General features: G+C 31.4%; 26 protein-coding genes and 1 riboswitch. Of the genes, 18 read left to right on the forward strand and 8 right to left on the reverse strand.

Annotated features, from left to right (window positions below):
* Positions 1 to 15: 15 nt before the first annotated feature.
* The gene (locus BUB47_RS05345) at positions 16 to 534 is read left to right on the forward strand and encodes an adenine phosphoribosyltransferase (RefSeq protein WP_073184489.1); all 519 of its coding nucleotides are present in this window, start codon (positions 16 to 18) and stop codon (positions 532 to 534) included.
* Between the two features lie 309 nt (positions 535 to 843).
* Here BUB47_RS05345 and BUB47_RS05350 read toward each other — a convergent pair whose 3' ends face one another.
* Entirely contained in the window at positions 844 to 1881 is a 1038-nt protein-coding gene (locus BUB47_RS05350; RefSeq protein ID WP_073184491.1) for a DNA polymerase IV, read from the reverse strand.
* Positions 1882 to 2055: 174 nt separating this feature from the next.
* Here BUB47_RS05350 and BUB47_RS05355 point away from each other — a divergent pair, with 174 nt between their 5' ends.
* From BUB47_RS05355 to BUB47_RS05380, 6 genes are all read left to right on the forward strand, one after another.
* Positions 2056 to 2673 (forward strand): HAD family hydrolase, encoded by a 618-nt coding sequence (locus BUB47_RS05355; protein ID WP_073184493.1) that lies wholly within the window; start codon positions 2056 to 2058, stop codon positions 2671 to 2673.
* A 193-nt stretch (positions 2674 to 2866) separates the two neighbouring features.
* Positions 2867 to 3289, forward strand: coding sequence for a helix-turn-helix domain-containing protein (locus tag BUB47_RS05360; protein WP_073184495.1), 423 nt, complete (start codon positions 2867 to 2869; stop codon positions 3287 to 3289).
* 24 nt (positions 3290 to 3313) lie between these two features.
* The gene (locus BUB47_RS05365; protein WP_073184497.1) at positions 3314 to 3886 is read left to right on the forward strand and encodes a DUF6434 domain-containing protein; all 573 of its coding nucleotides are present in this window, start codon (positions 3314 to 3316) and stop codon (positions 3884 to 3886) included.
* A 61-nt stretch (positions 3887 to 3947) separates the two neighbouring features.
* Positions 3948 to 4160 (forward strand): 4-oxalocrotonate tautomerase DmpI, encoded by a 213-nt coding sequence (dmpI, locus tag BUB47_RS05370; protein WP_073184499.1) that lies wholly within the window; start codon positions 3948 to 3950, stop codon positions 4158 to 4160.
* Between the two features lie 179 nt (positions 4161 to 4339).
* Positions 4340 to 5710 carry a L,D-transpeptidase family protein gene (locus BUB47_RS05375; protein WP_073184501.1) on the forward strand — a complete coding sequence of 457 codons (1371 nt, stop codon included), beginning with the start codon at positions 4340 to 4342 and terminating at the stop codon, positions 5708 to 5710.
* 151 nt (positions 5711 to 5861) lie between these two features.
* A riboswitch (FMN riboswitch) is annotated at positions 5862 to 5978 on the forward strand.
* A 74-nt stretch (positions 5979 to 6052) separates the two neighbouring features.
* On the forward strand, positions 6053 to 6655 hold the full coding sequence (locus BUB47_RS05380; RefSeq protein ID WP_073184503.1) for an ECF transporter S component: 603 nt from the start codon (positions 6053 to 6055) through the stop codon (positions 6653 to 6655).
* Positions 6656 to 6794: 139 nt separating this feature from the next.
* Here the strand turns inward: BUB47_RS05380 and BUB47_RS05385 are convergent, their stop codons facing one another.
* Together BUB47_RS05385 and mnmA are read right to left on the reverse strand one after the other, a co-directional pair.
* On the reverse strand, positions 6795 to 7433 hold the full coding sequence (locus BUB47_RS05385; protein ID WP_073184504.1) for a 50S ribosomal protein L25: 639 nt from the start codon (positions 7431 to 7433) through the stop codon (positions 6795 to 6797).
* 24 nt (positions 7434 to 7457) lie between these two features.
* Positions 7458 to 8525, reverse strand: a complete 1068-nt coding sequence (gene mnmA, locus BUB47_RS05390) for a tRNA 2-thiouridine(34) synthase MnmA (protein WP_073184506.1) — start codon at positions 8523 to 8525, stop codon at positions 7458 to 7460.
* A 195-nt stretch (positions 8526 to 8720) separates the two neighbouring features.
* Here mnmA and BUB47_RS05395 point away from each other — a divergent pair, with 195 nt between their 5' ends.
* The 9 genes from BUB47_RS05395 (at position 8721) to BUB47_RS05435 (ending at position 14896) form a co-directional block, all read left to right on the forward strand.
* Positions 8721 to 9782: an FAD:protein FMN transferase gene (locus BUB47_RS05395; protein WP_073184508.1), complete on the forward strand. Its 1062-nt coding sequence runs from the start codon at positions 8721 to 8723 to the stop codon at positions 9780 to 9782.
* Positions 9783 to 10292, forward strand: coding sequence for a hypothetical protein (locus BUB47_RS05400; protein ID WP_073184510.1), 510 nt, complete (start codon positions 9783 to 9785; stop codon positions 10290 to 10292). It begins immediately after the preceding gene.
* Entirely contained in the window at positions 10293 to 10829 is a 537-nt protein-coding gene (locus BUB47_RS05405; protein WP_073184512.1) for a thermonuclease family protein, read from the forward strand.
* Positions 10830 to 11330: a phosphatidylglycerophosphatase A family protein gene (locus tag BUB47_RS05410; RefSeq protein ID WP_073184513.1), complete on the forward strand. Its 501-nt coding sequence runs from the start codon at positions 10830 to 10832 to the stop codon at positions 11328 to 11330.
* Positions 11331 to 11364: 34 nt separating this feature from the next.
* Complete coding sequence (locus tag BUB47_RS05415; protein ID WP_073184515.1) at positions 11365 to 11634, forward strand: NAD(P)H-dependent oxidoreductase subunit E; 270 nt, start codon at positions 11365 to 11367, stop codon at positions 11632 to 11634.
* 21 nt (positions 11635 to 11655) lie between these two features.
* Positions 11656 to 13158, forward strand: coding sequence for a 4Fe-4S dicluster domain-containing protein (locus tag BUB47_RS05420; protein ID WP_073184517.1), 1503 nt, complete (start codon positions 11656 to 11658; stop codon positions 13156 to 13158).
* Between the two features lie 116 nt (positions 13159 to 13274).
* Positions 13275 to 13703, forward strand: coding sequence for a 50S ribosomal protein L13 (rplM, locus tag BUB47_RS05425; protein WP_073184519.1), 429 nt, complete (start codon positions 13275 to 13277; stop codon positions 13701 to 13703).
* A gap of 15 nt (positions 13704 to 13718) precedes the next feature.
* A complete protein-coding gene (rpsI, locus tag BUB47_RS05430) occupies positions 13719 to 14111 on the forward strand; it encodes a 30S ribosomal protein S9 (RefSeq protein ID WP_073184521.1) in 393 nt (130 codons plus the stop codon).
* A 317-nt stretch (positions 14112 to 14428) separates the two neighbouring features.
* Positions 14429 to 14896 (forward strand): hypothetical protein, encoded by a 468-nt coding sequence (locus BUB47_RS05435; RefSeq protein WP_073184522.1) that lies wholly within the window; start codon positions 14429 to 14431, stop codon positions 14894 to 14896.
* A 335-nt stretch (positions 14897 to 15231) separates the two neighbouring features.
* Here BUB47_RS05435 and BUB47_RS05440 read toward each other — a convergent pair whose 3' ends face one another.
* Both BUB47_RS05440 and BUB47_RS05445 read right to left on the reverse strand, forming a co-directional pair.
* Positions 15232 to 15474 (reverse strand): hypothetical protein, encoded by a 243-nt coding sequence (locus BUB47_RS05440; RefSeq protein ID WP_073184524.1) that lies wholly within the window; start codon positions 15472 to 15474, stop codon positions 15232 to 15234.
* Between the two features lie 186 nt (positions 15475 to 15660).
* A complete protein-coding gene (locus BUB47_RS05445; RefSeq protein WP_073184526.1) occupies positions 15661 to 16449 on the reverse strand; it encodes a putative ABC transporter permease in 789 nt (262 codons plus the stop codon).
* Positions 16450 to 16554: 105 nt separating this feature from the next.
* Between BUB47_RS05445 and BUB47_RS05450 the strand changes: the two genes are divergently transcribed.
* Both BUB47_RS05450 and BUB47_RS05455 read left to right on the forward strand, forming a co-directional pair.
* The gene (locus BUB47_RS05450) at positions 16555 to 17166 is read left to right on the forward strand and encodes a DNA-3-methyladenine glycosylase (protein ID WP_073184528.1); all 612 of its coding nucleotides are present in this window, start codon (positions 16555 to 16557) and stop codon (positions 17164 to 17166) included.
* On the forward strand, positions 17150 to 17434 hold the full coding sequence (locus BUB47_RS05455) for a DUF1294 domain-containing protein (protein WP_073184530.1): 285 nt from the start codon (positions 17150 to 17152) through the stop codon (positions 17432 to 17434). The genes BUB47_RS05450 and BUB47_RS05455 overlap by 17 nt, the downstream gene beginning before the upstream one ends.
* Positions 17435 to 17517: 83 nt before the next feature.
* Here BUB47_RS05455 and BUB47_RS05460 read toward each other — a convergent pair whose 3' ends face one another.
* From BUB47_RS05460 to BUB47_RS05470, 3 genes are read right to left on the reverse strand one after another with little or no spacing between them, the layout of a single operon-like run.
* Complete coding sequence (locus BUB47_RS05460) at positions 17518 to 19794, reverse strand: xanthine dehydrogenase family protein molybdopterin-binding subunit (RefSeq protein ID WP_143270611.1); 2277 nt, start codon at positions 19792 to 19794, stop codon at positions 17518 to 17520.
* Positions 19794 to 20240, reverse strand: coding sequence for a (2Fe-2S)-binding protein (locus tag BUB47_RS05465; RefSeq protein ID WP_073184534.1), 447 nt, complete (start codon positions 20238 to 20240; stop codon positions 19794 to 19796). Before BUB47_RS05465 ends, BUB47_RS05460 begins: the two co-directional genes overlap by 1 nt.
* Positions 20230 to 21030, reverse strand: a complete 801-nt coding sequence (locus BUB47_RS05470; protein ID WP_073184535.1) for an FAD binding domain-containing protein — start codon at positions 21028 to 21030, stop codon at positions 20230 to 20232. Before BUB47_RS05470 ends, BUB47_RS05465 begins: the two co-directional genes overlap by 11 nt.
* Between the last annotated feature and the right edge of the window lie 165 nt (positions 21031 to 21195).

Below are 21195 nucleotides of genomic sequence, written 5' to 3' on the forward strand. Positions count from 1 at the left end.
AATGGAGGATGTTTAATGGATTTAGCAAGTAAGATTAGACCAATATACGATTATCCAATTGACGGAATAATTTTTAGAGATATTACTACTTTACTAAAAGATAAAGCTGCTTTTAAAGAGGCTATTGATAAAATGGCAGAGGCCTTTTATGAGGAAGTGGACTTAATAGTTGGAGTGGAGGCAAGGGGATTTATTATTGGATCAGCTGTTGCCTATGCTATGGGATGTGGTTTTGTTCCGGTTAGAAAACCTGGAAAGCTTCCTTCTGAAAAAATTTCATCTGAATATAAACTGGAATATGGAACTGACAGTGTTGAAATGCATAGAGATGCAATTGAAAAAGGGCAGAGAGTTTTAATTGTAGACGACCTATTAGCCACAGGAGGCACTGCAGGTGCTGTTGTAAATTTAGTTGAAGAATTAGGTGGCGAAGTTGTGGGACTGAACTTTTTAATAGAGCTAGTGGACTTAAATGCTCGTGAAAAGTTAAAGGGCTACAATGTAAAATCTGTAATTAAATTTAAGGGCGATTAGAGCTTATGAAAATACACCCTCAAGATTAATAATCTATAGAAACTTTGAGACCTAACAGAAATCTTTGATTTCGTTGTAGGTCCAATGTTAAGTTTTCCCAAGACTGAAAGACTTGGTTGAAAATCGTGGCATGATTTGTTATAGAATTAATGGTATCGTCATATTATGGTTAATAAATTGTAAGTGAGTATAAAAAATAAAATACACCTTCAAGATTAGATATAAAACTAATTTTAAAGGTGTGTTTTTTGATTTATCTTTCAGTTGTTTTTTAATTAAATAATTTTCACTAAATTTAAAGTTTATGAATTAAAAACTTAATTGCTCATAGTTTAAGTCTGTGAGATTAGAGGCACTAATACCTGCAAGTCTAAGTTTCTCTCCGGTGTACTGCTCATCAAAAATCTTTAAAGAAATTTCATAGATTTCATCAAAGGTTCTAATAACATGGGGAAAAGTTTTAGAGTGAGTAGTGGTTTTAAAATTACTGTTTTTAAGTTTTAAAGTAATAGTATAGAAGCCTAAATTTTTTTCGCTTAAATCTTTAGATAGTTCTGTGGCATAGTTTTTTATATATTCTCTTAGTAAATCAGCGTCATTTGTATCTAAGAAAGTTCGTTCAACAGCCATACTCTTGCGAACTCTGTTGGGTTCAACTTTTCGATTGTCAATTCCTCTAATTCTCTGATAAATTTCAGAACCCATTTTCCCAAACATCTCAACTAAAAAATCTTCAGGCAGAGCTAAGAGTTCTTCTATAGTATTTATGCCAAGAGCTCTTAATTTTTGTTGTGACTTTTGACCTAAGCCGTGGACATTATTTATATCCAGCGGTTTTAAAATATCGGGAATATCCGACTTTGTTATTATCATAAGTCCGTTGGGTTTATTCCAATCGGAGGCAAGTTTAGCTAAAAATTTATTATAAGATAGTCCGACACTTACAGTTAGTCCCGTATTTTTTTTGATATCTTCTTTCATTGCATAGATCATGTCAACGGGTTTGTGCTTGTTTTTAGAAATGTCTAAATAAGATTCATCAATAGAAACTTTTTCTATAGTACTTGAGTACTTTGAAATTATTTTAAATACTTCTTTGGACTTTTCCACATAGAGTGACCTTCTCATTGGCATAATAATTAAATCACTGCACAGTTGTTTTGCCATGAAAACAGGCATAGCTGAGTGAATGCCGTATTTTCTGGCTTCATAATTTGCTGTTGTGATAATTGAGCGGTCACTAAGTCCCCCAACACACATTGGCTTGCCAATTAAAGATGGGTTGTCAAGTTCTTCAACGGATGCATAAAAGGCATCTATATCTACATGGATTATATTGTTTCTCATATACTTCACCTATCTAAATATTATGATATAATTATGCTCATGTCAAAGCTAATATAACAGGTAATGGAGATTAAAAATCTAAGAGCGTGAAAATAATTTATTTGAGTAAATTAAAACATATTAGAAGCTATATTTGTTGTTTTATTTAAATTTATAATAATTTAGAGGTGAAGTATGAAGAAACAAGTTTTTTTATTTGATTTTGACAAGACATTAACTGATGAAGATAGTATATTTTTACTTTGGGAGTATGCCATTGAAAATAAAAAAATATCCAGAATAAACTATTACTGGACTATGTTTTTAGGAGCGTTAAAATATATTTTTACATTGGGCAATTTTAAACATATGAAAAATGCAATGTGCTCTGTATTAAAATACTTAAGTGAAGAGGATTTAAAGAATTTTGCAGCTTATATTTACAACAACCACATATTAAAAGAGGGTGAAGAATACTTTAACAATTTAGGCGAGGGCTATAAAATGTTGGTTTCAGCATCTCCGATTAACTATTTAAAATATATGGATAAATATTTTGAATTTGATGTAATAATGGGAACAAATTTAGACAGTAATTTTAAAATAGTTGGCGAAAATAACAAACATGAGGCAAAAGTTAGAAGAATAGATGAGTATTTAAAAGAAAAAGATATTGAAATAGACTATGAAATTTCAGAGGGCTATTCTGACTCCTATTCAGCAGATAGACCAATGCTTGAGATGGTTAAAAACAGATACTTAATTAATTCTGATAAGAGAGAAGAAGGATATATAAACTTAAGTTGGAAGTAATATATTAAATTCAAATTTTTTTACTATTAAAATAATGTGTAAAGACAGTAGAAATTACAGAAGTTGTTTTTAAACTTTTTATGTAGAAATATGAGTAGTTACAGTATATGCAACTGTCAGTTTACAAAAATCAAATTAAAGTTGATAGAAGGCAACTGACAAAACTGTTAAAATACATACAAAAGGAGGGCATATGGAAATTTCAGAAAGACTTCAAAAACTTAGAAAAGAAAATAATTTATCTCAAGAAGAACTTGCAAACAAACTTGAATTATCTCGGCAGGCAATTTCAAAATGGGAGAGCGGTATAACAAGCCCTGACATAAAAAACATAATAAAGCTAAGTGAAATATATGGTGTTTCAACTGACTATATTTTATTGGGAAGAGAAAATAATAATGAGAGTATTAAAGATAAAAACGAAGATTTTATAAGTCAAGATATTCCGATAAAATCAAAGAAGAAAAAATCTGTACTGTCTTGGGTATTATTTTCAATGTTTATATTATTTCTTATAGTTCTCATTTTTAATTTTATAGTTCCGGCAAATATAACAAAAGTAAATAATTTAAATAATGTAACGACAGTTGAAATGGAAGAAATTAACAATCAGTAGAAATTATATTTATGAGGAGCATTTATGGAAAATAGACCTGCATTAAGTAAAAAATTAAATAGGGAAGAGTTTTCCGAGTACTACTATTTAAAAGAAGAACTAGTGGAATTTTGTAGAGAAAATAAAATCCCCACTACAGGCTCTAAACTGGAATTAACAGAGAGGGTATCTCACTTTTTAGAAACAGGAGAAATATTAAAATCAAAAAGAAAAGTTAGACCAATAGCCAATATTGGAAATTTAGATGAATTTTCAACTATTGAAGATAATTTTGTTTGTTCAGAAAAACACAGAGCTTTCTTCAAGTCAAAAATAGGAGAGAGTTTTTCATTTAAAGTTAGATTTCAAAATTGGCTAAAAGAAAACAGTGGAAAGACCTATAGAGATGCCATTAATGCCTACTATAAAATTATAGAAGAAAATAAAAGTAAAAAGACTACTATTGATAAACAGTTTGAGTATAATACTTATATTCGGGATTTTTTTGAAAGAAATCCGGATAAATCTCTAGAACAAGCTATAAGGTGTTGGAAATATAAGAAGAGTATTAAAGGTCATAATCAGTATGAAGATTTAGATCTTAACATATTGCCATAAAATAAACTTATATGCACTATAGAAAAGCTGTTAGAAAAATAAATTTTAAAGGGAGAAAAATATGCCTTATATTACAATTGAAAGTGGAATTTTATCAGATGAGCAAAAGGAATTATTGATAAAGCGTTTAACTGAAGTATCTTCTGAAATAATGAATGTACCACAAGAGTTTTTTGTTACTACAATTAAAGAATTACCTGATAAAAACTTTGGTATTGGCGGCAAGACCATTGACAAGGTAAAAGATGAGTATATGAAGAAACATCAAAAATAAAATATAGTAAAGGTTAAAAGACAAGTAGTCTATATAGTTACTTGTCTTTAATAATTTACTCTAACTGAAATAAATATGTTCTACTATTTTTTAAAATAGTTACAATTTATTTACATATTTCAAGTTCTATTTACAATAACTTTTTTTATTGTTAAGATTAGGTATAGTTGGAGGAAGAGATGAAAAAAGTGTTTAAATTTTCTGCGATTTTTATTGTGGGAATTGTATTATTAGTATATATAGCAGGATTTTATTACTTTGGAAGATATTTTCTGCCGAACTCAAAAGTCAATGATAAAGATGTAAGTTTTACAAAGATTTCAGATTTATATAATACTTACAATTCAACTTATGATAATTTTGAGTTGGAAATTGTTGGAAGAGGAGTAAAAGATAAGGTAAAAGCTGCCAGTTTTGATTATAAGAATATTTTAGAACCAAATCAAGTTGTAAATCAAAATCCATTTTATTGGGTTTTTTATTTATTTAATCAGAAAGAATATAATTTGGAGTCTAGAGTAACTTATGATAAGGAAAAGTTTGAAGATATAGTAAATAATTTAAATTTAGTGAAAGAAAAAACTGTTGAGCCTGAAAATGCAAAGGTAGTTTTCAACGGGAAAAAATTTGAAATAGAAAAAGAAGTTTTGGGAAATAAACTTAAAAAGGACTTATTAATTGAAAAAATTTTAGACTATATAAGTGAGGACAAGGATACTTTAAAATTAGAGGATGAGGGAATTTACTATAACCCCACAGTCTATTCTGATGATGCGGGCTTAAAAAGTAAGTTAGACCAGATGAATAAGTTAAATTCTTTTGAAATAACTTATAAATTTGAAGATAGAACAGAAGTAATAAAAGATGAAGAACTTTTAAATATGTATAGAGAAAATGAAGATGGACTATTAGTTCCCGATACTGAAAAAGTTACAGCTTATGTCAGAAATCTTGAAAAGAAATATGATACTTTTCACGGAACTAGAAACTTTTATGCAACGGGTATTGGACCTATAGTTGTAAAAGGTGGAATTTACGGTTGGTGGACAGATACAAAGGCAACAGTTGAACAGCTTACAAAGGCGCTTGAAAACACTGAAACGGTAACACTTGAACCTGTTTACAAACTGACAGCTCAATCAAGATCTGCAAATGACCTTGGAAATTCTTATATTGAAGTGGATTTGGGTAGACAACATTTGTGGATGTATAAAGAGGGAGCTCTTGTGCTTGAGACAGATTTTGTATCCGGAAATCCAAACAAAGGTAACGGAACGCCAACTGGAACTGACAAAATTTGGTCAAGAGAGAAGGGACGTTATTTGACAGGAGAAGATTATAAGAGCTTTGTAGACTACTGGCTGGCAATTAATTGGAGTAATATAGGGCTACATGATGCAAGTTGGAGAAGTCAATTTGGAGGGAGTTTATACCTTTCAAACGGTTCTCATGGCTGTATAAATATAAAGCCTGATGTTATGAAGGACATCTATGACAATTCTTTTGTGGGAATGGGAGTAGTAGTATACGACTCCAGCGTTCCAAGTTAAATTAAAAAATTAAAGTTAAAATAAAACCTTTGAGAGATTATGGGAGAGTTATATCTAAATTTTTCAAAGGTTTTTAAATTCTATTAAAAGTAGTTATTTTTTTAACAATTCCTATTGTATAAACATAGACACTATGCTATACTTAATTTATAAATATCTTCAGGGCGAGGTGAAAATCCTTGACCGGCGGTAAAGTCCGCGAGTTCGAAAGAACCGAATTGGTTAGATTCCAATACCGACAGTATAGTCTGGATGAAAGAAGATTGCAGTTTTTTGTATGCAATTGAGCCCCGGAGACGAGGGCTTTTTTAATGCCCTTAATATATCTTTGGAGGGTTATTTATGAATAGTGTAAGTCGCAGTAGAAGTAAGGTAAAGTTTATGACAAGGGTGGGAATGCTTAGCTCGCTAGCTTTTGTGCTAATGTATTTTCAAATTCCGCTAGGTTTTATAGCGCCACCTTTTATGAAGTTGGATATTTCAGATTTGCCAATACTAATTGGATCTTTTACAATGGGTCCATTGGCAGCAGTGTTAATATCATTTATTAAAAATGTTTTGCACATTGCAATTCAAGGTAGTACAAGTGGAGGAGTTGGACCACTTTCAAACTTTATTGTGGGAAGTATTTTTGCAATAACTGCAGGAACAATCTACAGAAGAAACAAAACAATGAAAAGTGCCATAATTGGCCTTTTTGTAGGAACGATTGTAATGACAGCAGGAGCAATAATTTCTAATTATTTCTTTATTTTCCCACTATACGCAAAGATGATGCCAATGGAGGCAATTGTAAATGCAGGTGCAGCAATAACATCAAAAATTACTGATGTGTGGAGCATGATGATGTATTCAGTACTGCCATTCAACTTAATAAAGGGATTTATTGTATCTCTTATAACACTTTTAACTTATAAAAAAGTTAGTTATGTTTTTAAAGATTAATTAATAGTATATAAATTTTAATTACAGATTAAAAGGAACCTACCAAAATTTTGGCAGGTTCCTTTTGTATTATTTGAAAGTATAATAAAAAGAGTTCAGCTTAGTAAAACTAAACTGAACTCTTTTAAATTAAATGTAATTATTCTTCAGAACCTTCAGATTCAGAAACTGTAGGGATATCAGCAGCAGAAACTTCTTCAACTGCTTCTTCTTCAGCTTCTTCTTTTGGTTCTTGAAGTGTAGCTACAGTATCAGATAATTCTGTAAGTACTTCGATTTTATCGTTTTTACTTACATCAAGATCTTTTACTTCAATAACATCTCCAATTTGCATATCTTGAACATTAATTAATGCTTCAGATGGCAAATCAGCAGGGAAACATTCAATTTCAATTTCATCTAATATTTGAAGTAAATTAGATGGTTGAACTCTAATAGCATCTCTATTTTCAAGAACTACTGGAATTGTAACTCTGATTTTTTCAGTCATATCAACTAAATATAAATCAAAGTGTAAAATGTGGTTTTTAAAAGGATGTCTTTGTACATCTTTAAAAAGTACCATTTGAGTGTCAGAACCTAAGCTTGCTTCAACTATGTTAGAAGTACCAGCTTGGCTATAGATCTTCATAAGATCTTTTTCAACAGCACTAACGGATTTACTTTCATTACCTTTTGAATAAACTACTCCAGGAACAACTCCAACTTGTCTTAACTTGTCAACTTGGTTTTTCCCTTTTTCTTCTCTTGCTTCAAGTGTTAATTTAATACTTGACATTTCGTACCTCCAAAATGAACTTATTTATTTTATTATACCAGAACCTAAGCAAATATCTCCATCATAAAATACCAAAACTTGTCCAGGTGTTACGCCTTTAATTGGATTATCAAATTTTACTATTAATTCATCGTTCAAAAAATCCACAGTCATTGCTTCATCTTTGGCACGATACCTAATTTTTCCGGTACATCGTAAAGGAAAATCAGGAGTTTCTGTAATCCAAAAAGGTTCTTCGCATATGGTTTCTGTCTTATACAATAGTGGATTTTTAACGCCTTGTGCGACAATAAGTCTATTGTTTTTCAAATCTTTGTCTGCAACAAAAAACGGCTCTCCACTACCGATGCCACCTATACCGATTCCCTTTCTCTGACCTATGGTGTAATGCATAAGTCCAGAATGTTCTCCAAGGTATTCTCCCTCAACAGAATAGATGTCTCCTTTTTTAGTAAAGAGGAAACTGTCTAGAAATTTATTAAAATCTCTTTCACCTATAAAACAAATGCCTGTAGAATCTTTCTTTTTTGCAGTAGATAAATTGTATTTTTCAGCAATTTCTCTAACTTCTTCTTTTGTCATATCTCCAACTGGGAAAATAGTTTTTGAAAGGGCATCTTCTTTTACACGTGATAAAAAATAGCTTTGGTCCTTATTTTCATCAATACCTCTTAGTAGGTATGTATGATTATTTTTTTTGAGAGTTCTAGCATAGTGTCCCATTGCAATATAGTCTGCATCAAATTTCATTGCAAATTCTAAAAAAGCTTTAAATTTTATCTCAGTATTACACATTACGTCAGGATTTGGAGTACGTCCCTTTTCATATTCTGATAAGAAGTAGGAAAATACTCTATCTTTATATTCTTTTTCAAAATTTACAGTGTAATGCTTAATACCAAGCTCAGCACAGACTCTTACAACATCAAGATAATCTTCTGTTGCAGTACAAACTCCATCTTCATTTTCTTCGTCCCAGTTCTTCATAAAGACTGCTGTAACGTCATAGCCTTGATCTTTTAATAGAACAGCACATACTGAAGAATCAACTCCTCCACTCATGCCTAGAACTACACTTTTTGACTTAACCATCAAAACACTCCAGTTTTATTAAATTTCATTAAATCATTATACATTAATAGTGTGGAAAAATCCAATTATTTTGGAATTAGTTGCTTAAATTATTTTAGAACTGTGGGATTGTTATAGAAGTTCTTAGAATATAAGCAGATATTATTTTACTTTAATCTGTAATATATTAATGGTAATATATTAAAAGGTGATAAAATGAAAAAGTTATTCGCAGTGCTCATGGCGATTATATTCTTAAGCGGATGTTCTAAACACTACGATAAATATGATATAGAAGTTTTCGATGCCTTTGACACAGTTACTTCAATAGTAATTTACGACACAAGTAAGACAAAAGCTGATGAAAAACTAGGCGCTATGAAGGAAAAATTACTGCAATTACATAAATTATTTGATAGGTACAATGACTATGAAAATATTAACAATGTAAAGACTATAAATGATAATGCTGGAATTCAACCAGTTAAAGTTGATGATGAACTCTACTATTTAATTGAAAAATCTATGGAGTACAATGAAACTATAAGCGATAAAGTAAATATACTAATGGGACCTGTAGTAGATTTGTGGGCTGAGTATAGAGATTTATATAATGAAGGATATTCTGAAGATAAAGTGGCATTAAAACTTGGTAGTGATCTTCCGACAGAAGAAGAACTAAATAGTTTAAGACCACTTGTAGATTTATCTAAAATTGAATTAAATAGAGAAGAACAAAGTGTATTTCTAAAGGAAAAGGGAATGAAACTTGACCTTGGAGCTTGTGCTAAGGGATATTCTGTAGAGTTACTTTGTGAATTTGGGAAAGAAGAGCTTAAAATAGAGTCTGCCATAGTATCAGCCGGAGGAAATGTTAAAACTATAGGAAGTCCCCCAGATAAGGAATTCTATAAAATAGCAATTCAAAACCCTGAGAGTATAGATGATGAAACAAAAGATCCCTACATGGCTACACTAAAAATAAAAGAAGATTCTATTGTGACAAGTGGAGATTACCAGAGATACTTTACCTACAAGGGTAAAAAGTATTGTCATATAATAGACCCGAATACATTTATGCCTGCCAATGAGTTTAGGTCAGTGAGTATAGTGGAAGAAGATTCACTTCTTTGTGATTACCTTTCCACAGCATTATTTTTGACAGATTATGACGATGGACTTAAAATGTGTAAAGACTTAAATGTAAATGCAATTTGGTTTTTTGACGACGGTGAGATAAAATATACTGACGGAATCAAAAAAATGTTGGAGGGCTAGATGAAAAATAATGTAAGAGGATTAGTATTTCACTTATTTGTGATTATTATAGTTTTTTTAATTTCACTACTTATTAATTTAAATGAAACAGTGGTTAAAGTAGTTTATGGAAATATAGTTTTTAAAGTTATTCTATCTTTGTTTATAATTATTTTATATTATAATTTTGGTAAGGCAATGAGTAAAAGATCCAGTAGAAAATTAGATTTTTTTACGGGGAATATTATATTTTGTATAGCAATAGTATTATTTATGTTTGCATTTGTGGGATTGGGAGCGGATTTATTTAAATTTGAAGTTTCCGGTTCAATGTGGAAGTTTCCGCTGGACTTATTTCTAATGCCGGAACTTTACATTTATCAAATGTTTAATATTGGCTACAATATCTTTTCTATATTTTTTGCAGCTATAATACCGGGAATTATCTATGGAATTTCAATAAAGAGATCACGTGCAAAAATATTAAAGAAAAAAAGACTTATGAAGCAAAGACAGAACAGGAGAAGATAGTTGAAGAAAAGTGCTTGTTTTTTAAATGTAGTATTAATTTTAATATTATCCCTATTTTTAACAGGTTGTGAAAGAGAAAATATTAAAGCTGACTATGAAATTGTCACTGTTTCACAAGTTATAGATGGAGATACAATAAGAACATCTCAAGGGGAAAAAATAAGGTTGATAGGCATAAATACTCCGGAAAGTAAGAATAATAAAGAAGAGTTCGGAGAAGAGGCATATCTATATGTGAGAGATTTAATTGAAGGAAAGGAAGTATATCTTGAAGAAGATATTTCAGATAGAGATAAATATGATAGAATGCTAAGGTATGTTTGGTTAAAAGAACCTGAGCAAATAGATAAAAATACAGTTGAAAATTATAACTTGTCAGGTATCCTCTTAAAAGAGGGGCTTGCAAAGAAATATACTTTTGAACCGGATATTAAATACAGAGATTACTTCAGTGAAATTCAAGATACAGCAAGAGAAGAAAAAATAGGAATGTGGAGTAAGGACAAATACGGAGCCACAAGAGGAGATAGAATATAGATGAATATAAGCCACAGCTCTAAGGAACTCTACGAAGAGTCAATAAGCGCTTTTGAAAAAATAGGAGTGACAATAAGAGATATATCACTTATTGTATATGAACTACAAAAGCCATACTTAGAAGATATTACATTGGAAATGTGTGAAGAAAATGTTAGAGATGTTTTAAAAAAGAGGGAAGTAACTCATGCAATACTTACAGGACTTGCATTAGATGAGCTGGCAAATCAAAAAAAACTTCCAGAGCCAATTCAAACTATAATAGCCAATGACGAAGGACTATACGGCATTGATGAAGTGTTGCCACTTGGAATAGTAAACGTATATGGAACAATAGGTCTTACAAATTTTGGCTACTTAGATAAGAAGAAAATAGGAATAATAAAAGAGTTAGACAACAGAAAGAAAACTACAGGTGAAATTGCCACATTTGCAGATGATTTAGTTGCAGCAGTTGCAGCAGCAGCAGCTTCAAGGATGGCGCATAATGATGTAAAATAAAAAAATATAAATATTATTAAGGAGGATATATTTTATGAAAGTAACTATATGTATGGGGGCAAAATGTACATTAATGGGAGCTGATTCAATATATGATGCAGTGGAGTATTTAAAAGAAAATGTATGTGGTCCTGAATCAAATGTTTGCTCTGCAGAGGGACTGGAAGTTGAACTTTCTAACTGCATGAACTACTGTAAGGACAGAGAAGGTGTTGCACCAGTAGTTACAATTGACGATGAAGTCATATTTAATGCAACTGCACAAGAAATAAGCGAGAAGTTAATAGATAAACTAAGAATATAATATAGAATATAGGGAAAAAATATGAAAGAAAATTATCGTACGATATTAGATATAAGAAGAAAAGTATTTGCAGAAGTTGCCAGAATTGCATATAACGACTCTGACGTTTCAGAACTTGAGGACTCAAGTTACAGAATAGTGCCTGGGGAAGTTCCCAGATATAGAGAAGACATATTTAGAGAGCGCGCAGTAGCGGATGAGAGAATTAGACTTGCAATGGGAATGGATGTTAGAAAAATTAGTGAGTACAGGAAAGTTACAGACGGCTTTGATAAAATAGACATTGATACAAATGCCTATGAAAAACCACTTATAAATGTAATTAAATTTGCATGTGAATCCTGTCCTGAAAAATCTTTCTTTGTAACAAACAACTGTAGAAAGTGTATGGCACATCCTTGTACTAACGTATGTCCTGTAAACGCAGTTTCAATGACTAGAAACGGGGCGTTAATAGATAAGGAAAAGTGTATTAAGTGTGGCAGATGTAAAGATGCCTGCCCATACAGTGCAATAGTAAAATACGACAGACCATGTGCGGAAGCCTGTGGAGTAAATGCAATAAGTTCTGACAAATATGGAAGAGCTGAAATAGACCACGATCAATGCGTAGCCTGTGGTAGATGTATTGCAACTTGTCCATTTGGAGCAATAGCAGATAAAACTCAAATATTTCAACTAATAAAGGCCATAAAAGCAGGGAAAAAAGTTTATGGAGCAATTGCACCTTCGTTTGTTGGGCAATTCGGAGCTAAGACATCTCCAATTCAAGTAGTAGAGGCCATTAAAATGTTGGGCTTTAAAGATGTAATAGAAGTAAGTCTTGGAGCAGATGTAACAACTCTGCATGAGGCAAAAGAATACTTAAATAGAGTTCCAAATGAAATTCCATTTATGGGAACAAGTTGTTGTTACTCATGGTCACTTATGATTAAAAATAAATTTCCGGAACTGTCAGAACAAATATCGGACTCAGGTTCTCCAATGAGATATACAGCTGAATATATTAGAAAACTTGATCCGGAAGCAGTTGTAGTATTTATAGGCCCTTGTACCTCAAAAAAATTAGAGGCAATAGATACAAAGGTAAAATCAAGTGTAGACTTTGTAATAACATTTGAAGAGTTACTTGGAATGTTTGTAGCAAAGGAAATAGAGCCATCTGAAATAGAAATATCAAAAGAAGTAGAAGATGCCTCATCACTTGGAAGAGGCTATCCAATAGCCGGAGGAGTTGCAGAATCAGTAAAAGTTGTTGCAAAGCAACTTGATCCTGATAGAGAAATAAACATACAGGGAGCAAATACACTTTCAGAATGTATGAAAATGCTTAAAATTGCAAAAGCTGGAAAGTTAGACGGATACTTATTAGAGGGTATGGCCTGTCCGGGCGGATGTATAGCGGGAGTTGGAACTCTTGCATCAGTAGATAGAGTTAGAAAAAACATAACTAAGTTTGCAAAAGATGCAAAAATAAAAAGTCCGCTAGAAAACGAGCTAATAGAAAGTGAAATAGAAAAATAAAATTTTCACAAATAGCTAAATAGTGCTTGACACATTAAAACTACTGTATTAAAATAGTTTAAGTGTTTAAAAAGCCCCGGAAAAATTTTTTAAATCACGTAGGAGGAATTATTCCAATGAAAAGTTATATGGCTAAAGCCAATGAAGTAGATAGAAAATGGTATGTAATAGACGCTGAGGGAAAAGTTCTTGGACGACTTGCCACTGAAGTTGCTAGTATACTAAGAGGAAAAAAGAAACCAATTTACACTCCACATGTAGATACAGGTGACTTTGTAGTAATAATTAATGCTGAAAAAATTAAATTAACAGGTAATAAATGGACAGATAAAGTTCACGCTTACCATACTGGATATCCAGGCGGAAGAAAAGAAGTTTCTTACGATCAATTAAGAGAAAAACACCCTGAAAGAGTTATTGAATATGCAGTAAGGGGAATGCTTCCAAAGAGCAGACTTGGAAGACAAATGTACACTAAACTTAACGTTTATGCAGGAGCTGAACATCCACACGCAGCGCAAAAACCAGAAGTTTATGAATTTTAATTGAGGAGGATATAGATGGATAAGGCACAATATAGAGGCACTGGAAGAAGAAAAACTTCTGTTGCACAAGTTAGATTATTACCAGGAAATGGACAATTTACTGTTAATGGTAGAGATATAGAAGATTATTTTGATTATGAAACTCTAAAGACAGTAGCAAGATCCCCTCTAGCGTTAACAGATACACTAACACAATATGATGTTATTATAAAAGTAACAGGTGGTGGATTTACAGGACAAGCAGGAGCAATAAGACATGGTATTGCAAGAGCACTTATTGTAGCTGACCCTGAACGTAGAGCAATCTTAAAGAAAGCTGGATTTTTGACAAGAGATCCGAGAATGAAGGAAAGAAAGAAATACGGTCTTAAAAAAGCAAGACGTGCACCTCAATTCTCAAAGAGATAAGATTACAAATCAAAGCATTGGAATATTCCAGTGCTTTTTTTATTTGGAGTTTTATTAGTATGGTTTATAGTTATTCTCAATTTAGAGAGGTCTATATGCTGATTTTATAAGATAATTATTAATTAACGTCAATTGCTATAACCAATAGAAAAGACCTTCTTAATAGCATTTTAAGGAGGTCTTGATATAAGAAGAGTATTTAAAATGTATGGATAACATTCTTTATTAGTCTTTAAATAAGAAAATTATGTTATTATCGTATGTGATTGTTTTAATTAAATTAAAGCATAATTAAAAATTATAAAGGATGAATAGATTTGAATATAAAAAATAGAGAAAAAGAAATAGAAGAAATAGTAAATGGAGTATTTAAGATTATAGATAAGGATAATATAGATGAAATTAAATACGATGTTATAAGTAGAGGGTGTCCACATGAACCAAAAGGTTTACCAAAAAATAAAATGGGAATTTACATGTTCATATATGGTGACAGATTTCTTAAAATTGGAAGAGTTGGCAACAAAAGTAATGCAAGATTTGTTTCTCAACACTACAATCCAAATTCGTCAAAGAGTAATCTAGCAAAATCAATTCTTAAAGATGAAGATATGAAAGATTTTAACTTAGACGAAAAAAGTGTGGGGAAATGGATAAAAGACGAATGTTTTAGAATAGATATATTAGTTGATGATAGTTTAGGAATAAGAGCACTTAGTGTGATTGAAAGTATTTTACAGTATAAGTATAAACCTATATATGAGGGTTTTAAATCTCAAAGGTGATAAATTTTACATAGGAGAAAATATAGATATAAATTTTTAACTAATTACATAACCATAATAGATATAGTGGCTGTGGCAATAAATAACCTCACTAGATCAGATAGTTTAAATAGAAATATATGGGAGAAGTGAATGGTAATATTTTTTATTTTTACTGAAATAGAAAGTATATTAGTTTTGCGAAATCCAGGAGAGTTTAGTCAACAGGAGATATACTTTTTCATCTAGTAAATACAACTTCATTTTTATACTTTACAATATCTATGTTGACATATAATTTAATAAGAGTCTTTAATAAGTAAACCCAACAATACTAGTTTGTATTGTTGGGTCTTTTAACTATTCATTCCAAGCAATATTGTGGAAAATATAAAAAATAGAAATAACCAAGGTAAAAAATAGTACTTTTCTTCTTTTGACAAAACTATAAATATAGAGCCCAGTATTCCTGAAGTGGGAGCAGCTATAAGAAGATATACCATATCTCCACAAACTATTGATAAAACTATTCCAAGTATATATGTAAATATACAAGTAAAACTTAAATATAAAAAGACTTTGCGAATATTTATTTTCATATTTTCACTCCTAATTTAAATGTTGTTATTAATTTAAATGTTGTTATTAAAATGAAGATATCACACTTTTAAGTAATTAAATTTAAAAATACTTTTATAAAATATGGCAAGTAAAAATATAATTAAGTTAATTGCCAATATAAAAACAAATAATTTTAGCATATATTATCTCCAAATTTTATATAATTATCTATCTCTTAGTTTTTTTGCGATTTCCTTAAATAAGTTATCTCTATCTGCATCTAGGTTTGGAAATGATTTAAAAAACTTTTTCTGACGAGATAATTCATTATTTAATATATAGTTATATTTTTCTTTAAGTTGATTGTAAGTATATTTAAGTTCATCTTTTGTTCTACCCATATCCTCAACGTTTTCAACGAGTCTCTTACTCATGTCGTCAGCTAGAGACCTTAGTTCTTGAGCTATATTGTCAATTTCTTCATACTTACTTCTAAGTTTTAATATAGAAAGAGAAGTTGAAATTATGTCAATTAAAAAAGTAAATATAAATACTATAGTTATAAAAGTTGGAATAAAGCTTATATTAGTCCAAAATAAGTCATTTAGCTTTAGTATTATGGGCATAATTACAAAGCATACTACAGTTCCTCCAACTCCCCACATAAGTGAATATCTAAGGCATATGTAGCCGTGAAAATTGTAGGGCATATTTGAATAGTCCCACCATCTTCTGTGAAGAATTTGAAATAGCAGAGCACCTGCCACAAGTTCCACTACAGTTGCAATAATTGTGCTTCCAATAAAAACTAAAAATATATTGTCAATTCCATATATAAATTGTAGTACAAATATTAAACCAAATCCATATATGGGACATATTGGTCCGTTTAACATTCCCGTATTGACGTATCTTTTATGTACCACAAAAATAAAAGTAACTTCTGTAACCCAGCCTAAGAATGAAAATACAAAGAATAAAAATACATATTGTAAAAAGCTTAGTTCTGCCATTGATTCACTTCCCTCTTTTGACTTGCTTTAAATATATTATGCTATAATAATTTTAAAAGCAATTTATTTATACCCCATTAAGGGAAATCTTATAAGGAGATTACAGTGAAATTAGATAGAAGTTTTTTTAATAGAGACACTATTATGGTAGCTAAAGAGTTACTTGGAAAAGTAATTGTCAGAAAATATGGAAGTGTAGAACTGGTGGGGCGAATTGTTGAAACAGAGGCCTATACGGGATACTTAGACAAGGGAAGTCACACCTATAATGGAAAGAGAACTAATAGGACAGAGGTAATGTACGGCGAGGCAGGTCACTTATATGTATATTTAAACTATGGAATGTATAATTTGACAAATATTGTAACTAATGAAAAAAATTTAGGCGAGGCTGTTTTGTTAAGAGGAATTGAGCCTATTTCCGAAATTGAAGAAATGTCAAAAAACAGGTTTAAGAAAAGTTATGAAGAACTAAATAGCTATCAGAGGAAAAACTTTTCAAATGGACCTGGAAAACTGTCTATGGCAATGAATATTACTAGAGATGACGATGGTAAAGATCTATGTAGTTTTGAAGACGTTTACTTAAGAGATGATGGATATAAGAATTTTAGCATAGTTGAGTCTAAGAGAGTTGGAATAGATTATGCAGAAGAGGCCATAGATTTTTTATACAGATTTTATATAGAGGGAAGTGACTATGTTTCAGTTAAATAAATATTTCTTATACTATTTAATTTTCATAAATATTTTTTCTTTTATACTATTTTATATAGATAAGAGAAGGGCAGTAAAAAATAATACCAGAAATAGAATTTCAGAAAACAATTTACTTTTAAGTGCATTTTTATTTGGCTCACTTGGAGCTCTTATAGCAATGCTACTTTTTCATCACAAGACAAAAAAACTTAAATTCAAAATTTTAGTTCCACTATTTTTAATAGTACAAGTAATTGGAATATATTATTTTAAAGTATTGTACTAAGTGTTTTAAATATTATTAATAAAAATAGAACCAACTTAAAGTGAAGTTTAAGTTGGTTCTATTAATTTAAGTTAGTATAATATTTAATCAAGTGCCATTAAAATATCTTCCGGCTTTATTGGAAGTCTTCTAAAGTTTTTATTTGTGGCATTGTAAATTGCATTTGCAATTGCAGGAGCAGAAGTGTTAATTACAACTTCTCCAATTGACTTTGCTCCAAAGGGACCCGTTGGTTCAAAACTCTCTCTAAATTCAACTTTTAATTCACCAATGTCCAGTCTGGTTGGGATTCTATAGTTCATAAAACTGTCTGTTGTAATTTTTCCCCTACTGTCATATTGAACGTCTTCATATAGAGCATAGCCAATTCCCTGAACGATTCCACTTTCAACTTGAACTCTTGCCAAGTTTTCATTTATAACTGTTCCACAGTCAACTATTCCCACAAATTTTTTAACTACTGCCTCTCCAGTCAACAAGTCTGTCTCCACTAGAGAAAATCCTGCCATAAATGGAGGTGGAGAGTCGTCGTTGCCAAAGTGACCTGTTTCAATAATTGTATGGCCTTCTTCGCCGGCAGTGAGGTTTTCAGAAAGGGAAATTAAGTCAATTATACGGTCTTCTGAACTAAAAACATTTCCGTCAAATTCAACGCTTTCACTATTTACATTTAAGAATTTTGAAGCTTCCAGCTTAAGTCTTTCAACCATTTGTTCGCTGGCTCTTACAACTGCATTTCCAGTAGTGTATGCTCCGCTTGAGGCATAAGAACCCGGATCAAAGGGAGTTAAGTCAGTATCTGCAACAATAAGTGAAATGTTTTCCATATCGGTTTTTAAGATTTCAGCAGCCATTTGAACCATTATCGTGTCTGTTCCCGTACCGGCGTCAGTACAGCTCACAAATAAAGTGTAGTCTCCACTTTCATTTAATTTAATTTGAGCTGTGGAAGTATCTATTTTTTCGATTCCTGAGCCTTGCATTGTTATAGCCATTCCCACACTTAAAATTTTATCATCAGATATTTTTTTATAGGGATAAAATTTATCCCACTTTATAAGTTCTTTACCTCTTAATATACATTCATCAAGTCTTGAACTCCTAATGTCCTTGTTAAAAGATACTGTTAAATCTCCTTGGCGAGTTAAATTTTTAAGTCTAAGCTCAATAGGGTCCATATTAATTTTGGCAGCTAATTCGTTAATGGCAGACTCAACTGCAAATGCTCCCTGAGTCGCCCCATAGCCCCTAAAAGCTCCTGCTGGCATCTTGTTAGTATAAACGGCCCTACCGGTAAACCTTGAAGCTGAAATCGAGTTATAGAGGGGCAGAGTTTTTTCGCCTATTAACTTTAAAGTAGTCCAAGCGTGGTATCCATATGCACCTTGATCTGAAAGAGCATCTATGTCAAGACTTTTTATAGTTCCATCACTTTCTGCTCCGATTTTAACTTTTATTTTTGTAGCGTGTCTACTATTTGTAGCATAGTAGGTTTCTTTTCTATCGTATACTATTTTTGCACTTCTTCCGGTTTTTAAAGTTACAATTGCCACATAAATTTCAGATTCCGAAGTTTGCTTTGCTCCAAAGGCACCGCCAATACGTGGCTTTATAACTCTAATCTTACTTGGGGACATTTCAAGAGCCCTTGCAAGCTGACGCTTTATGTGAAAGGGAACTTGAGTTGAAGTGATTACAACCAGTCTGTTAAAGGAGTCAATATAACTGTAAGATCTAAAAGTTTCCATCATAGACTGAGCTTGAGCTTGAGTATAGTAAGTGGAGTTGATTTTTACAGGTGAGGACTCATATACTTTATCAACGTCTTCTTCGCCAAAACTCAAGTTATGCTGTCCCACAATATTTTTTTCATAGTCATATAGACCTACGCTTTGAGGCAAATTGCTAAAGGGTTTTTCACTGTGAACTATAGGTCCTGTTTCAGCCTCTTCGAAGTCTATAACAGAGTCGAGCTCTTCATATTCTACCTTGATTAGTTTCATTGCTCTATCTGCAATTTTTGCACTTTCTGCTGCAACTATGGCAACAGGGTCGCCTACAAATCTAACTTCCTGATCTAAAATAAGTCTGTCATAGGGCGATGGCTCAGGATAGGATTGTCCAGCAAGAGTAAATTTGGTTTGAGGAACATCTTTATAAGTTAAAATACATTCAACACCTTCAATTTTTAAGGCGTTAGATACGTCGATTTCTCTTATTAGAGCATGGGGATGTGGACTTCTTAAAAGTTTTACAATTAGAGCATTTGAATCGGCTAAGTCGTCAGTATAAACACTTCTACTCTGTAGAATGGAAGTGCTGTCAATTTTTTTTATGTTTTTTCCTATATACTTCAACACTACACCTCCAAATACTTTTTAATTGCTCGCATTTGACTTTCATATCCAGTACATCTGCACAAGTTTCCGCTTAAATAATTTTTTATAAATTCATCACTTGGATTTTTATAGTTTTTCTTTAGAGACACTGTGTTAATTATAAATCCCGAAGAACAGTAACCACATTGGTCTGCTCCTTCTTCAGCTATAAAGTCGGAAAGAATTTTTGCGTCACTTCCTATTCCTTCAAGGGTAGTAATATTTTTATCTTCACATTGAACAGTTAGAAGAGTGCAGCTCAAATAGGACAAATCATCTATTAAAACAGAGCAAAGCCCACAATTGGAAGTTTCACAAGCTCTCTTTACAGATTTAAAACCTAAGTTTCTAATAGTATTTAATAGAAGTTCATCAGGAGCAACATCTAAGTTATATGTCTTTTTATTTATATTTAAATTAACTTTCATAGTTATCCTCCAGTTCAAGAATAGCTCTTTTAAATAAATTTCCAGCTAGTTTTTTTCTATACTCTCCACTTGCCTTTGCATTGGAGCTAAAAGAAACCTCTTCAAATAAAATTTCTCTTGCACGGGAAATATCTATACTATTATTATTTTCAGATAAGTACTTAGATGTATTGTGGCATAAAAGAGCAAGCCCCGGCCTTGCGCCTACACTTACCAGATAATTTGAATTTCTTTTAGACACGCCCACATTTACAATAGAAAAATCAGTTTTTGTGCTTCTAAGGGATTTAAAGCTACAGTTTATTTTTTCCTTTGGAATAAATATTTTAAGCAAGATGTCTTTTTTAATGTTCTTACTTAAAAATTCTTCTAAGCTCATTTTTCCGTTTTTGTGTAGCAATACACTTGCATTTAAAACCAGAAGTGTTGGAATAAAATCAGAAAACCCATACTTTGAATAGACACTCGCTCCAACAGTTACATGATTTCTAAATTGTGAACCTACAATATTTTCAGTGCATTTTATTAAAGCACCGTCTGCAAAAGTACTAAAAGCATCAAATCTTCCGATGTCACCGTAAGTTGCATAAGCTCCAAGTTCGTATTCAGTTTCTCTTTCTACAATATTGTTTAATTCTAAATTGGACAAGTCTATTGCGACATTGTATTTTTTATTAGATAGTTTTAAAAATGTATTTCCACCAAGTATTACATTATTGCGAGAATTTTGTAATATTTCATAGGCCTCTTCAACAGAAGTGGGCTTTAAATAATTGTTTAATTGAAACATTGTTCTCTCCTATTCATATTTTAATAAAACTATTATACCATTTATATACAATATATCTATTCAATTAACTCTAAGAGTTAGATATTTCAAGAAACTATTGAAAACTTGAACTGCATGTAATAAACTATAAAATTATAGCGGGACGTAATTGTATGATAAAAATAA

This window comes from Anaerosphaera aminiphila DSM 21120 (assembly GCF_900129925.1).
Lineage (GTDB): Bacteria > Bacillota > Clostridia > Tissierellales > Peptoniphilaceae > Anaerosphaera > Anaerosphaera aminiphila.

What these genes read in the sequence shown, in the direction of transcription:
- BUB47_RS05400 (WP_073184510.1), top strand. Translation starts at nt 9,783, where the DNA reads ATGAAAAATAATGTAAGAGGATTAGTATTTCACTTATTTGTGATTATT.
- BUB47_RS05385 (WP_073184504.1), bottom strand. Translation starts at nt 7,433, where the DNA reads ATGTCAAGTATTAAATTAACACTTGAAGCAAGAGAAGAAAAAGGGAAA.
- BUB47_RS05355 (WP_073184493.1), top strand. Translation starts at nt 2,056, where the DNA reads ATGAAGAAACAAGTTTTTTTATTTGATTTTGACAAGACATTAACTGAT.
- BUB47_RS05440 (WP_073184524.1), bottom strand. Translation starts at nt 15,474, where the DNA reads ATGAAAATAAATATTCGCAAAGTCTTTTTATATTTAAGTTTTACTTGT.
- BUB47_RS05445 (WP_073184526.1), bottom strand. Translation starts at nt 16,449, where the DNA reads ATGGCAGAACTAAGCTTTTTACAATATGTATTTTTATTCTTTGTATTT.
- BUB47_RS05345 (WP_073184489.1), top strand. Translation starts at nt 16, where the DNA reads ATGGATTTAGCAAGTAAGATTAGACCAATATACGATTATCCAATTGAC.
- BUB47_RS05415 (WP_073184515.1), top strand. Translation starts at nt 11,365, where the DNA reads ATGAAAGTAACTATATGTATGGGGGCAAAATGTACATTAATGGGAGCT.
- BUB47_RS05395 (WP_073184508.1), top strand. Translation starts at nt 8,721, where the DNA reads ATGAAAAAGTTATTCGCAGTGCTCATGGCGATTATATTCTTAAGCGGA.
- BUB47_RS05410 (WP_073184513.1), top strand. Translation starts at nt 10,830, where the DNA reads ATGAATATAAGCCACAGCTCTAAGGAACTCTACGAAGAGTCAATAAGC.
- BUB47_RS05465 (WP_073184534.1), bottom strand. Translation starts at nt 20,240, where the DNA reads ATGAAAGTTAATTTAAATATAAATAAAAAGACATATAACTTAGATGTT.
- dmpI (WP_073184499.1), top strand. Translation starts at nt 3,948, where the DNA reads ATGCCTTATATTACAATTGAAAGTGGAATTTTATCAGATGAGCAAAAG.
- BUB47_RS05470 (WP_073184535.1), bottom strand. Translation starts at nt 21,030, where the DNA reads ATGTTTCAATTAAACAATTATTTAAAGCCCACTTCTGTTGAAGAGGCC.
- rpsI (WP_073184521.1), top strand. Translation starts at nt 13,719, where the DNA reads ATGGATAAGGCACAATATAGAGGCACTGGAAGAAGAAAAACTTCTGTT.
- BUB47_RS05455 (WP_073184530.1), top strand. Translation starts at nt 17,150, where the DNA reads ATGTTTCAGTTAAATAAATATTTCTTATACTATTTAATTTTCATAAAT.
- rplM (WP_073184519.1), top strand. Translation starts at nt 13,275, where the DNA reads ATGAAAAGTTATATGGCTAAAGCCAATGAAGTAGATAGAAAATGGTAT.
- BUB47_RS05365 (WP_073184497.1), top strand. Translation starts at nt 3,314, where the DNA reads ATGGAAAATAGACCTGCATTAAGTAAAAAATTAAATAGGGAAGAGTTT.
- BUB47_RS05420 (WP_073184517.1), top strand. Translation starts at nt 11,656, where the DNA reads ATGAAAGAAAATTATCGTACGATATTAGATATAAGAAGAAAAGTATTT.
- BUB47_RS05360 (WP_073184495.1), top strand. Translation starts at nt 2,867, where the DNA reads ATGGAAATTTCAGAAAGACTTCAAAAACTTAGAAAAGAAAATAATTTA.
- BUB47_RS05380 (WP_073184503.1), top strand. Translation starts at nt 6,053, where the DNA reads ATGAATAGTGTAAGTCGCAGTAGAAGTAAGGTAAAGTTTATGACAAGG.
- BUB47_RS05350 (WP_073184491.1), bottom strand. Translation starts at nt 1,881, where the DNA reads ATGAGAAACAATATAATCCATGTAGATATAGATGCCTTTTATGCATCC.
- BUB47_RS05375 (WP_073184501.1), top strand. Translation starts at nt 4,340, where the DNA reads ATGAAAAAAGTGTTTAAATTTTCTGCGATTTTTATTGTGGGAATTGTA.
- mnmA (WP_073184506.1), bottom strand. Translation starts at nt 8,525, where the DNA reads ATGGTTAAGTCAAAAAGTGTAGTTCTAGGCATGAGTGGAGGAGTTGAT.